The sequence below is a fragment of the Tenacibaculum aiptasiae genome (genome assembly GCF_008806755.1).
In the GTDB taxonomy this organism is placed as follows: domain Bacteria; phylum Bacteroidota; class Bacteroidia; order Flavobacteriales; family Flavobacteriaceae; genus Polaribacter; species Polaribacter aiptasiae.
In genome coordinates this window covers 15,875-29,965 of the sequence record NZ_WAAU01000008.1, presented here as the reverse complement: position 1 = coordinate 29,965, position 14,091 = coordinate 15,875, and the positions used below count along the sequence as shown (strand labels likewise).

7 protein-coding genes are annotated in these 14,091 nt (G+C 30.0%); 5 read left to right on the top strand and 2 right to left on the bottom strand.

Annotated elements, in window-relative coordinates; all coding sequences use genetic code 11:
* The first annotated feature begins 50 nt into the window (after positions 1–50).
* Positions 51–1,751: a DNA polymerase III subunit gamma/tau gene (gene dnaX / locus F7018_RS02915; RefSeq protein ID WP_150898497.1), complete on the top strand. Its 1,701-nt coding sequence runs from the start codon at positions 51–53 to the stop codon at positions 1,749–1,751.
* On the opposite strand, the gene F7018_RS02910 is transcribed toward dnaX, so the two are convergent.
* Positions 1,740–3,557: a cation:proton antiporter gene (locus F7018_RS02910; protein WP_150898496.1), complete on the bottom strand. Its 1,818-nt coding sequence runs from the start codon at positions 3,555–3,557 to the stop codon at positions 1,740–1,742. The two genes, dnaX and F7018_RS02910, sit on opposite strands and share 12 nt — an antisense overlap.
* An 80-nt stretch (positions 3,558–3,637) precedes the next feature.
* Here F7018_RS02910 and F7018_RS02905 point away from each other — a divergent pair, with 80 nt between their 5' ends.
* Both F7018_RS02905 and F7018_RS02900 read left to right on the top strand, forming a co-directional pair.
* Entirely contained in the window at positions 3,638–4,465 is an 828-nt protein-coding gene (locus F7018_RS02905) for a universal stress protein (RefSeq protein ID WP_246175030.1), read from the top strand.
* Positions 4,466–6,694: a SulP family inorganic anion transporter gene (locus F7018_RS02900; RefSeq protein WP_150898494.1), complete on the top strand. Its 2,229-nt coding sequence runs from the start codon at positions 4,466–4,468 to the stop codon at positions 6,692–6,694.
* On the opposite strand, the gene pbpC is transcribed toward F7018_RS02900, so the two are convergent.
* Positions 6,678–8,942: a penicillin-binding protein 1C gene (gene pbpC / locus F7018_RS02895; protein ID WP_317132374.1), complete on the bottom strand. Its 2,265-nt coding sequence runs from the start codon at positions 8,940–8,942 to the stop codon at positions 6,678–6,680. The genes F7018_RS02900 and pbpC overlap by 17 nt on opposite strands.
* Before the next feature lie 169 nt (positions 8,943–9,111).
* Here pbpC and F7018_RS02890 point away from each other — a divergent pair, with 169 nt between their 5' ends.
* Together F7018_RS02890 and F7018_RS02885 are read left to right on the top strand one after the other, a co-directional pair.
* A complete protein-coding gene (locus F7018_RS02890) occupies positions 9,112–10,065 on the top strand; it encodes a tRNA dihydrouridine synthase (protein ID WP_150898492.1) in 954 nt (317 codons plus the stop codon).
* A gap of 129 nt (positions 10,066–10,194) precedes the next feature.
* Positions 10,195–14,025 (top strand): M48 family metallopeptidase, encoded by a 3,831-nt coding sequence (locus F7018_RS02885; RefSeq protein ID WP_150898491.1) that lies wholly within the window; start codon positions 10,195–10,197, stop codon positions 14,023–14,025.
* Positions 14,026–14,091: the final 66 nt, after the last annotated feature.

Below are 14,091 nucleotides of genomic sequence, written 5' to 3'. Positions count from 1 at the left end.
GAGTTGCCATCGGGTTTTTTACTTTTGTTTACGTAAATAGTAGCAATTAAATGGAACATTTTATAGTATCAGCGCGTAAGTATCGTCCTCAAAATTTTGAAGATGTTGTTGGCCAACAAGCCATCACCAATACTTTAGAAAATGCTATAAAAAACAATCATTTAGCGCAAGCATTACTTTTTACAGGACCTCGTGGAGTTGGTAAAACTTCTTGTGCTCGTATTCTAGCTAAAAGAATAAATCAAGAAGATGCTACTAATGAAGATGAAGATTTCGCTTTTAATATTTTTGAATTAGATGCCGCTTCAAACAACTCTGTAGACGATATTAGAAACCTAACGGATCAAGTTCGTATTCCTCCTCAAACTGGAAAATATAAGGTTTATATTATAGACGAGGTTCATATGCTTTCTCAAGCAGCTTTTAATGCTTTTTTAAAGACATTGGAAGAGCCACCAGCACATGCTATTTTTATTTTAGCAACAACTGAAAAGCATAAAATTATTCCAACAATATTATCACGTTGTCAAATTTTCGATTTTAAGCGTATAGGTGTTTTAGATGCTAAAGAGTATTTAAAAACGATTTGTGCTAAAGAAAATATTACAGCTGAAGATGATGCTTTACATGTAATAGCTCAAAAGGCTGATGGTGCTATGCGTGATGCTTTATCTATTTTTGATAGAGTTGTTAGTTTTTCTGGTAGTAACTTAACACGTGAAGCCGTTACTCAGAATTTAAATGTATTAGATTATGATGTTTATTTTAACATTACTGATCTATTACTTGAAAATAAAATACCTGAAGTATTGATGGCTTTTAACGATGTTTTAGCCAAAGGCTTTGAAGGACATCATTTTATAAACGGTTTAGCATCTCACTTTAGAGATTTATTAGTTGCTAAAGATGAAGCTACCATACAATTACTAGAAGTTGGAGATAATACAAAGAAGAAATATTTAGATCAAGCTAGAAAAGCTAATATGCAATTTTTGCTTCCAGCTATTGATAAAGCAAACGATTGTGATTTAAAATATCGAGGAAGTAAAAACCAACGTTTACTGGTAGAACTTACCTTAATGCAAATAGCCTCTATCACTTTTGATGGAGCAAAAAAAAAATCTAGCAACTACATAATTCCGGCTACTTTTTTCACCTCTTTATCTCCTTCGGTAAAGAAGATTGCAATTCAACCAATTGTAAAAGCTACAGAGATTCCTCAGGAAACAAAACAACCTGAAGTTAAAGAAACTCCACAAGCCCAATCTACAAAACCAATGTTGAAAAACATTAAACGTAGGGCTTCTGCACTTTCTTTAAAAAGTGTACATAAGAAAAAGGTTGTTGTTACTAATGATGATGATGAAAACTTCGAAAATCACCCAAGAACTCCTTTTACTAATGAAGAATTAGCAGAAGCTTGGAAAAAATACTATTTTAAATTACAAGGATTAGGTGAACGAAGTATGGCAGCTATTTTAGCATCGGATACTCCATTATTAGGAGCTAATCATAAAATAAAGTTCTCTGTTCCTAACGAATTAATGAAGTCCCAATTAAGAAAAGGGAAACCAAAATTAATGCGTTATTTACGTGAAGCTCTAAATAACTATGGTATCGAAGTTGATATTGTAGTAAATGAAACTATAGAAAAAAAGTTTGCCTATACTCCTCATGAAAAATATGAAAAATTAAAAGAGAAAAATCCTTTAATTGAAAAGTTAAAGCAAACTTTTGGTTTAGATCTCTAATTTTTTACCTAAATAAACAATAGCGTTATTTTCTTTAATATTTGCCGTATTAAATGTTGGTAATACTTCTAAGGTATCTCCTACTTTTACAAATAATGGTATTGATTTTATCTCTTCCTCAATTTTTTCAAGTTTAGTTACAAAATCTTCTTCTGATTTTACAATCAATTCATGTATCGTAGGATAATCTCTCGCGCTTTCATTCAGATTAAAGTAATCATCATTTTCTGTGAATAGATTCATTTCTTCTTCTATTTCACTATCCTTAACCTCTTTTGAACTAGCTACTCTATAGGCACCATGCTCACCATACAACTCAGATAATTGTGTTATTGCATATTTATTAACCACATCACTACCAGTCATTGCAATCAGATAACCAACGTCACTTAGTTCTACCTTATCATCAATACTATCGTTATAAATATCAATATCAAAAGCTTCAATTTCATTATTACGAGCTTTTTCAATATAATCTTTATTCTGATCTAACAATATTACCCTTCTATCATTATCTTTTAAATATTTAGCAATCACTCTTGCTGCTTCAGAAGCTCCAATAATAACTATCGCTTCAGATTGTTTTAAGAATACTCCTACTAGTTTAGCAAACAAACGTGCTGTAGTTGCATTTAATAGTACTGTACCCAATACAATCATAAATACCAAAGGAGTTATATATTCTGCACCTACTACACCTTGTTTCATTAGTTTAGTTCCAAATAATGAAGCAATACCAGCTGCTACAATACCTCTGGGACCTACCCAACTTATAAATAATTTTTCATTGAGTTTTAAAGTTGAACCTCGTGTACTTAGAAATACACCTAAAGGACGTATTACTAAAACTACAATGGCAAATAACAATAGTGCTTCCCAGTTAAAAATAAGTTGAAGCTGACTCATATCCATGTTTGCAGCCAACAAAATAAATAGGATAGAAATTAATAATACTGAAAGTGATTCTTTGAAATATAATAATTCGTCAAAACTGTGAATTTTACTATTCGCTATTACCATTCCCATTACCACTACCGATAATAAACCAGATTCATGAGCAAATAAATCAGACAATACAAATACAAATAATACGGTAGATAATGATACCACGTTTAATAAATAATGTGGAACCAACTTCCTATTAACTATAAATATTAAAGCATGTGCAAACGTAAAACCAAAAGTTGAGCCAAATAATAAGATTTTACCAAACTCAAGTAAAGCTGTTTTTGTAAAACCACTTCCACCTCCAACACTAATAAATTCAAAAACCAATACTGCTATTAATGCTCCAATTGGGTCAATTAAAATACCTTCCCATTTTAGCACAGCTGCTACATCTTTTTTAAGAGGTACATTTCTTAATATTGGCGATATTACTGTTGGACCTGTAACTATTATTAATGCTGAAAACAACATTGATATTTCCCATCCTAATCCAAAAATATGATGTGCTACAATACCTGAAACAATAAATGTTACTGCAGAACCCAAAGTAATCAGCTTTGTTATAACTGGACCAACATTAGATATTTCACTTTGCTTTAATGTTAAACCTCCTTCAAAAAGAATAATACTAATAGCTAAAGACACAAAATAAAATAGACCATCGCCAGGAAATAATCCTTTTTTTCCATTCCATATAGGTTCAATCCATTTACTTCCATCAGAACTAAAAAATTCAGCAGCAACAGGACCTACTAATAGTCCTATTAAAATTAAAGGTAATATTGCTGGAATTTTAAATTTCCATGCTACCCATTGTGCTAAAATTCCTAAAATGATGATTCCTGCTAGTTCTACCATAGTCTTTATTATGTAAAAAATATTATTTCCCGGAATAAGAATAAAATTCTATCTTCGAAAACTTAAAAATAAACAATATTTTGATTAAAAAAATTTTAATTGGTATTGCTTTCTCTCCTAATTTAAAAGCAAATTTATTTGAAGCTTTACGATTGGGAAATATGCTTGGAGCTCAGGTAATTGGTGTACATGTTGGAGAAAAATCTGAAGAAAAAGAAAAACAATTACAACAACTTTTAGATGAAGTTTCAGCACTAGAACAACCTTTCAAAACGATCTGGCAAGAAGGTAAACCGGTCGATGTTATACTTCAAACGACAAAACAAGAGCAAATAGATTTATTAATATTAGGTGCTTTACAAAAAGAGAAACTATATAAATATTATGTAGGTTCTATAGCTAGAGAACTTACACGTAAGGCTAAATGCTCTGTATTACTTTTAATAAAACCATCTATTGAAAGAATTCCTTGTAATCATCTTGTTGTAAGTGGTTTGGAAGATGATAAAACAAAAGAAACTATTAAAGCTGCCTTAGCCATTTCTAAAAAGCTAGACTGTAAAAGAGTTACTATTGTTGAAGAAATTAGCCAAACAGAACTAAATGTAAAAGTTAACGACGATGCTTCTTTACGTAAAGCTACTTTAGCAAAAGAACGTTTAAAGGAGCGTGAAGATTTCCGTGTACAATGTGTACTTGATGAAATTGACACCACAGATATTATTATAAAAAAGCAAAGTATTTTCGGACGTAGAGGATATTCTATAGGTCACTATGCTAAAGTAAAAAGAGCTGATTTACTTGTAATGAGTGCTCCTAAAAAAATGGGAATTATCGATAGAATTTTCCCACATGATTTAGAATATATTTTAGCTGAATTACCAACCGATGTTTTAATCGTTAAATAAATGAGTAAGAAAAATCAATTTAAAACATTTTTAGGAGAATTACCTCAAAATATATTTTCAGGTTTTGTAGTTTCATTAATTGCACTGCCTTTAGGTTTAGGATTAGCTTTAGCGTCTGGTGCTCCTCCTATTTCAGGAATTATTGCTGCAATTATTGGAGGCTCGGTAGTTGCCATTTTAGGAGGTTCTAATGTTACTATTACAGGACCTGGTAACGGATTGGTAGTTGTAATTTTAGCAGCTATTACTACTTTAGGTGCTGGCGATATGCATCAAGGTTTCTTATATACCTTAGCCGCCATTGTTGTTTCTGGAATTATTATGATCATCTTAGGTTTTTTACGCCTTGGATCTTTAGGAGATTTTTTTCCTTCATCAGCAATTCAAGGAATGTTAGCTGCCATTGGTATTGGGATTTTTGCGAAACAAATTCATGTGATGTTTGGTAATTTAAATGCCAAAGGAAGTATTGTTGATCTATTAATACAAGTTCCTCAAGGTGTTATTGATTTCGTGAATACAGACAATACAAGTACTTTTTATGCTGGTTTAGTAGGTATAGGTAGTTTACTTATTATGGTTTTTTATAGTAAAATAAGAAACAAATACTTTCAATTAATCCCTGCACCAATGTGGATTGTTGTTTTAAGCGTAGGTTTATACTATTACTATGATATGTTTTCTGCAGCTCCATATCCAATTGATAAAAGTATATTGATTAATTTACCTGATGATGTATTATCTAACTTTGCCTTTCCTGATTTTAGTAAAATTTATCAGTTCGACTTCATCAACGCTGTAATAGCTATTACTTTAATTGCTAGTATTGAAAGTTTATTAAGTATTAAAGCTGTTGATAAACTTGATCCTTTAAAACGTCGTTCTAATGTAAATAAAGACATTAGAGCCTTAGGTTTAGCTACAGTTATTAGTGGTTTATTAGGAGGTTTAAATGTGGTTACGGTAATTGCACGAAGTTCTGTAAATGTTAATAATAAAGGAAGTAATCGTTCTGCTAACTTTTTTCATGCAGCATTTTTAGTTGTTTTCATTTTATTATTTGCTATCGAATTACGTAAAATACCACTTCCAGCCTTAGCAGCCATTTTAGTATATACTGGATATAAATTAGCTTCACCTGAAAACATTCAAAAAGTATTTAAAATTGGTAAAGAGCAATTAGTTATTTTCTTAGCTACTTTAATTACTACAATTACAACAAGTTTAATTACAGGTATTTTAGCGGGAATTTTTATAACTTTTGTTATCCACGTTTTTATAAACAAAAACTTTATGTTTTTCCTTAAAAATCTATTAAAACCTAATGTTTTAATGTTTAAAGAAGACGATAAATACTATGTTTCTGTTGAAAATTTTTCAAGCTTTTTAAACTATACAAAATTAAAAGCTAAACTAGATCAAATACCAGAAAATGAAGATGCTATAATCGACTTTACATTATGTGATTTTGTTGACCATTCTGTAATGGAAAATCTTCATAATTATGCTGAATCTTTTAAACGCAAAGGAGGACATTTTGAAGTAATTGGACTTGATGGTTATAAAACCGGTAGTGAGCATCCTTTTGCTTTACGTAAAAATATTCCTCTTCAAACAGAAGAAACTAGAAAACCTAATAGCTTAACTAAAAGACAAAAATCTCTACAAAGTATTGGTAATGAATTAGGTTGGAATTATGCGGTTTTACCTAAAGAACCAGTAACGCGAATTCCTCATTTTGGTTATTTTAAAACTAGACAAATAAATAAAGTATCTAATATCTTATCTAATAAAAAATGTACCTTATTTGATGTAGAATTTCATGAGGGAGAACTTTTTGCTAAGCAAATTATAAAAGCTACCATGTTACATATTAATTTGGGTCAAGAAGTACCTGAATTTACTTTAGATAGAGAAGGAATTTTTGAATATATATATCACTTTGCTGGTTTTAAAGATATTAATATTGAAAACCACCCTGACTTTTCAAAAAGGTTTTATTTATCTGGAAAAGACGAGTCAGAAATCAAGTCTTTCTTTACTGATGAATTAGTTTTATTCTTTGAAAGTAATAAATACTATCACATTGAGGCGAGCAATAAAGGTTTATTAATTATTGGTAGAGAGCGTTTAGCTGGTATTAAGGAAATTAAATCTTTAGCAGACTTTGGTATGCGTTTAAAGAATGTAATTACTGAGAAAAAAATGGCTGTTATTGAATCTGTATAAAACGAGTTTTTTCGTTTCCTGAATCATCAATAACAGTGATTTTATAAGTTCCTTCTTTAGGCTTTATAGATTGTTCATGATACTGCTGTGTTTTTCCTAAGTATTTATCATTAATATACCAATAAACATTAGCGTTATCGTTTGCATGCATTAGTTTTAAAATAATTGGATTTAAAGTACCTTTTTCATCTTTTGTTAAAGATAACTTAGAATAGTTTTTAGAAGGAAAAATAAAATCTATTGTATTATTTTCAAGTTGTATACAATCTCCTCTAAAATTTGGTAATACTCTATAAGTAGCATTTTTTTGCTGATAATAATACGCCATTAGAGGAGGCAGCTCGAACCAAACAATATTTTTCATGTTACTAATAGATTCACATGATGAATTTACTCTGTATTTTTCTGAAGCATCTACAGTTATTTCCTTATGGTATGGACATGACTTAGCATTTATTCCACTTTTAGGAATTCGTTTTAGTACCGATTTACATATTGGCAATGCTAAATAGCCACTTTGTTTACAGACTTTTTCTTTAATTAAATCTTCAAAAGGTTCTAAAAACCAATCTGATTTTGGTAAAATATCAAAAACATCAAACATTAAAGGTGCCGCGCTTCCTACTCCTGTTAAATCTGGACGTCCCTCTCCATCTGAATTCCCCATCCATACGCCTACTACATATTTTGGAGTAACTCCAATTGCCCAAGCATCTTTATTACCAAAACTAGTTCCTGTCTTCCACCCTATTTTTTGTGAAGAATCAAAATATTTCCAAGCTTGATCTGTCAATGGCCTATTAACTTCTGTTAATGTATTTAAAGTAGTAAAAGTTGATCCAGCATCTATGCTTAAATAACTTTCTTTAACAGCTCCAAAATCAACATCAGTAGCATATGTATAACTTGGGTTTGGATATTCATTTTGATAATATTTATGCTTTAAAGTTTCGTAATTATTTACAATACCTGCATAACCAGCATATGTTTTACATAAATCCCATAAACTAGCTTCTGCTCCTCCTAATATTAATGACAATCCGTAATAATCAGCAGATTTGTTAATATCGTCAATGCAGTAATCTTTTAAATCCTCTGTAAACTTCTCTAAACCATATCGCTGTAACATTCGTACTGCTGGAATATTTAACGATCTTGTTAAAGCTTCATTTGCAGGTACTGCTCCATCAAAAGATAAATTAAAATTATTGGGACTATATCCTGCTATTTCAGTAGGAATATCAGCAACTAACTGCGTTGGCAACAAATCCCCCGATTGTAACATATGCGCATATAATAACGGCTTTAATGTACTTCCTGTACTTCTTGGAGCTATTATATTATTTACATCTTTTTGATGTTTTTTATCTGTTGGTGAATTCCCAACATAGCTAATCACTTTTCTTGTTTCAACATCCAAAACCAATACAGCTAAATTATATACTTCATTTTGTTTTTGACGTTCGTAATGTTGCTTTGCTAAATTATTTACTTGTCGTTGTATATGGATATCAATAGAACTTTGTATGTATTTACCTTCCTCTTTTTTGGCTATTTCCTGTACTAAGTGTGGAGCTATAGTAGGTAAAGCATAAGGTTTTTGAGGTAACTCTTCTTCAACTGCTAACTCATACGTAATTTGATCAATAATACCTTCCTTATACAGCTTTTGTAATAGACGATTTCTTTTTTTCTTTAATCTCTGTTGATTTTTTCCTGGATAAATTAACGAAGGTGCATTGGGTAATACTGCCAACGTTGCACTTTCGGCCCATGAAAGTTGGTGAGGTTGTAAACCAAAATAACGCCATGATGCCATTTCTAAACCTACTACATTACCTCCAAAAGGTGCATGAGATGCATATAGTTTTAAAATTTCTTTTTTAGAATAGCTAAACTCTAATCGAGTTGCTAATAGTAATTCTTTTAACTTTTCAAGATAAGAGCGTTGTTGGTTTTTACGAGCTAAACGAATTACTTGCTGCGTAATGGTACTTCCGCCTCTAACAATTTTTTTAGCCTTGATATTGTCTATCATAGCTTTTCCTATGGCAACTGGATTAAAACCAAAATGCTGATAAAAATAGGCATCTTCAAATTGTAAGACACACTGTTCAAACTTTTTGGGTACAGAATCTAATTCAGGAAATCTCCATTGACCATCTTTTGCTACTACAGCACCTAGTAATTCATTATTACTTGCTGTAACCACTGTTGATGTAGGAGTTTCGAATACTTTTTTAGGCAAACAGAAATAGTAAACAACCATTAATACACTTAAAATGATTGTCTTTATTTTATGCCTTTTAAAAAAATTGAAACTAATTTTCATCTACAATTTATTCAATTCAAAAGTATAAAGTTTATGCTTAAAATATAAAGTTAAGAAAGTTATATTTGCAGCTTATTACATACTAATGAGTTTCACCTTACTTTCGTCTCCTTTACAAGGATTTACCGATTTTCGTTTTAGAAATGCCCAACACAAATATTTTGGTGGTATTGATACCTATTATGCTCCTTATATTCGTTTGAATGGGAAATTTAAAATAAAATCGAGTTACGAACGTGATTTATTACCTGAAAATAACACAACTTTAACGGTTATTCCTCAAGTTATTACCAACGACCCTGATGAATTTTTGTTTGTTGCTAAATATGTTCAGAGTTTAGGGTATAAAGAATTGAATTGGAACTTAGGTTGTCCTTACCCAATGGTTACTAAATCTGGTATGGGATCTGGATTAATATGTAATCCTACCAAAATAGATGAAGTCTTACACAAAGCTCATAACGAAACAGACATTATTGTTTCAATGAAAATGAGAATGGGATATGAAAATAGTGAAGAAATTTTGCACTCTTTTCCTATTTTAGATAAATATCCTTTGAAAAGTATAGCTATTCATGCTCGAATTGGAAAACAATTGTACAAAGGTGGTGTAGACTTAGATGCTTTTCAAAAATGTATAGATATAGCTAAACATCAATTGTATTATAATGGCGATATTACTTCTGTTGAAGGTTTTAACGCTATGAAAGAACGTTTTCCTAGTATTACGCATTTTATGATTGGTCGCGGATTAATTGCTGATCCATTTTTACCACAAATGATAAAAGATAATACTACAGAATATCCTAAGGATAGATGGAAACGTTTTGAAGCTTTTCATAACGAGATATATGAACAATACGATGCTGCTTTGTCGGGTCCCACTCCTATTAAGATGAAAATGCTAGGTTTTTGGGAATATTTTTCAAAGTCTTTTTCCGATCCTCGTAAGACCTATAAAAAAATTAAGAAGGCTACTAATCCAAAAAAATACCAAGCTGCTGTTAAGGAGATATTAAATGGGGAAAGAGACAACTAATTTTTTTATTTAATTTACTAATCTATTACTAGCATTTTTTTATTTACTCTATAGTTAGAGTGATTATTCTTTTTATAATCAATCTTTTAATTATATTTGGGAACTTGAATAAGAAAATTTTAAAATGCTATGAGTAGTTTCTACACTAGAATGTCGGCTAAGGTTCCGACTGGTTTAACACAACCTACAAAATCTTTTAAAAAGCATGTATGGTTCTCAATACTGGGATTATTTCTTTTTATAGTTCTGTACTTTTCATTAACAATATGGTTTGCAAAATTAGCTTATAACTTATTTATTGATGCTAATAATTTTGATGGTCATTTTTGGAATTATTTACTCGCTGCTGGATTTGGTTTTTTATCATTATTTATGATTAAATCCCTTTTCTTTTTAGATAAAAAAGAGAAAAATCCAATGCAATTATACATTAATAAAGAAGATGAACCTTTATTATTTGATTACCTATATAAATTAGCTGATGAAGCTGGAGCTCCAAGACCACATAAAGTATTTTTAACTGATAGAGTTAACGCAAGTGTTTCTTATGATATTTCTTTTTTAAATCTTTTAATACCATCAAAAAAGAATTTAGAAATAGGACTTGGATTAGTTAATGTTTTGAGTTTAGGAGAGTTTAAAGCTGTATTAGCTCATGAGTTTGGACACTTTGCTCAAAAATCAATGTTATTGGGTAGATATGTATATGTTGCTCAACGTGTAGCTCATAAAATCATAACAAAACGAGATGCATTTGACAGTTTTTTAGCTGGTTTATCAAGTATAGATATTCGAATTTCTTGGGTAGGTTGGATTCTTTCTATTTTAGTTTGGGCTATTAGATCTTTGATTGAAGTTTGTTTTAGTGTGGTTATTATTGCAGAAAGAGCTTTGTCTAGAGAAATGGAATTTCAAGCTGACTTGGTTGCTGTTTCATTAACAGGAAGTGACGCTCTAATCCATGCCTTGTATAAACTACAAATTGCTGATGAAGCTTATGCAAATACGATAACTTGTATTAATGACGATTTACAAGACAAAAAAGCTATTGAAGACATGTATGTTTTACAAACAAATTACATACAACAAATGGCTAAGGTATTAGACAATCCTAGTTATGGTAAATCTCCTGAAATTCCTCAAGAAAATCGTGAAAAACATCGAATTTTCACTTCTGCTAAATATAATCCTCCAAAAATGTGGGAAACACACCCAGCAGACATAGATAGAGAAAATAATGCTAAGAAAACTTACATATACGAACCTATAGATAATAGAGTTTCTTGGGATTTATTTTCTAAGCCTTCTTTTTATAGAAAAGAACTTACCTCTCGAATTATTAAAACAAGTAAAGTTGAGACTACATTAATAAGTAATGATGATTCTATAAAAAAACAAAACGACACCTATTTTGATTGGTTATTTTTAAATCCAAAATATCATTCTACATTTTTTCAGAGACAGCCTTTTTTAAATTTCAAAACCTCTGACCTTTTATTTGAAGCTGATGTTCCTTCAAAACCAACAAAAGACGATTTTGATAAACTTTACCCTAAAAGTATTAGTAGTAAAATTAGTCTCCTTCAAGAAATACAACAAGAAATTGCTGCTTTGATTATTAGTCAAAATGAAGCTATTACTATTGAAAAAAGAAGAATATGGCATAGAGGAAATGAAGTTAAAAGAAATGAAATCCCTGATCTTTTAGATTCATTAAATAAAGAAGCTGATGAAATTCAACAAGAATTAATAGCCCATGATAAACGTTGTAGAACCTTGCATTTTAAAGCTTCTAATCATATTAATGGAGAGGTAGGTATTTATTTAAAAGAATTAACTAAACTAGTACATTATAGTGAGCATAGCATTTCTAGCATTGATGATATAAGAAATAGCTTTAACCACACCTTAATTATAGCTTTGGCTGATGGTAATGTATCTACATCTGAACTAGTAGATATTTTAAAATTAGCTAATGAATACTACGGTGTTTTAAGAAGAATTTACTTACATGGAAATGAGATTAAACTTTCTACTGAACTTCTTAAAAATATGAATATAGAAAGTTACTCTTCATTATTTGAAGAGTTCAAATTAACTCCTCCTGATAAAGAAAATATAAATAATTGGGTAAATGTTATTGACGGATGGTCTAATGTAGCTATAAACGCACTTCAAAAATTAAGAAATGAATCGTTAGAACTTTTATTAGAAACTGAAGAGAGTGTTAAAAATGCCTATTTAAAGCAACAACAATTAGATATAAAAGCAAGTTCTTTTTCTATCCCTGAAAAATATGATACTTTAGTTACTGGTAATGAACGAAAAGTAAAACAAGAACTAAGTATGTGGGATCGTTTCATTGTTGGTGATGGTTTAATTCCATCAATAGCAAAGTTTGGTATTTCTGCTAGTATTGTTTTTGCTGCATTGTTTTATGGTAATTACTCTCAAAAATTACCATTGTATATCTATAATGGATTACAAACAAATGTAAATGTATCTCTAAATAATGATACCTATTATATTCCTCCTAATACCTCTAAAAAATTACAATTAAATTATGGAGAAAAGTATCACACCATAACTACTACCCTTGAAGGTGATATTATTGAAGAAGACGATTTTGAATTTAACGATCATTCAGCTCATATTTATAATATTGCAAATGCTGGTGTTTTTATGGAATATCCTATTTTTTATGGTTATAACTATACTCCATCTGGAATAAACGAAAGATCTTTTTTAGGTGCTAAAAAGTGGTTCTCTACTAAGGTAGATTATATTTTAGAAGAACCTCCTACATCTATTAGTCTATCTTCTAGTAGTAGCGGTGAAAAAAGACATGCATTACATGCCTATAGTGACATTGCTCCTGAAAGTATTATGAGTATGGTATCTGATTCCATTCAACTAAATAATGTTATTAAAACTCATAGTAAATGGGATCATGAAGATAGTAAGTATTTAGTTATGTGGATGTACTATTTAAATCAAGTACCAAATGGTATCGATATTCCTAAATCTAGATTGATTAAAAATCCAACTGAATTAATTAGTTTAAGAGCCATGCAAGATTTAAGTGATTCTTTATCTCATAAAAGTATTTGTGAGAAAAACACTCAATTATTACTAGATTCTCCAAACAATCCTGATTATTTTTATTTAGCTACTAGATGTATTGAAAATGAATCAGAGAAAAATTCACAATTTATTAAAGGATTTGAAAAATGGGAAAACCATAATTGGTTAGCTTATGCTGCTGGAAATTGTTACAGTGAAATAGGAGCATATACAAAAGCATACAAAGCATTTGACGCTGTTAAAAATAAAGGTTTACAAGAATTAATCGCAAACAATGCTGAACGTATAAAAAGAGTATTAAATAATACTTTAAAAGAAAAAAAGTACACTACTATAATAGACAATGAAGAAATTAATTACTATAATAGTTTAGAAACAGGTAATATAGAAGAAAAATCTACTAATCCTGATTATGTCTATTATCTCTTACATAAAGGTGAAATAAATAAAGCTTATGAATTAGCTCAAAAATTTGAAGAATCTAAAACTTATGCTCTTCGTTTAATTGGTGCTTCTAAAGGAGCTACCAAACGAATGATAACTTCAGCTTTGAATATTTCTGATAAAGAAGGAGTAAATTTAAACAATGTATGGTCTACACTAGCTCTTAGTATAAAAAACAAAAAAGACTATCAACAATTTTTATCTTTCTTTGAACCTATTAAACTAAATCAAAAATATATTAACAAATTGGTTTCTTTAATTAAATCAAAAAAGTATACTCAAGTAGATAAGCACATCTCTAAATTAGATCTTAGATGGAAAGCACAGACTTATATTATGGCTAATATTATTTTAGATGGTGATATTCCTCAGAAATGGAAGCAATTTTATAAAGGTGCTTTATTTGCTAACGAGAAACCATATTTATTATAGTTCATCACAATTAGTATTTCACAAAAAAGGAGTAACTTAAATAATAGGTTACTCCTTTTTTATTAC

Coding starts and splice junctions, on each gene's coding strand:
- dnaX (WP_150898497.1), top strand. CDS start 51: ATGGAACATTTTATAGTATCAGCGCGTAAGTATCGTCCTCAAAATTTT.
- F7018_RS02910 (WP_150898496.1), bottom strand. CDS start 3,557: ATGGTAGAACTAGCAGGAATCATCATTTTAGGAATTTTAGCACAATGG.
- F7018_RS02900 (WP_150898494.1), top strand. CDS start 4,466: ATGAGTAAGAAAAATCAATTTAAAACATTTTTAGGAGAATTACCTCAA.
- F7018_RS02890 (WP_150898492.1), top strand. CDS start 9,112: ATGAGTTTCACCTTACTTTCGTCTCCTTTACAAGGATTTACCGATTTT.
- F7018_RS02885 (WP_150898491.1), top strand. CDS start 10,195: ATGAGTAGTTTCTACACTAGAATGTCGGCTAAGGTTCCGACTGGTTTA.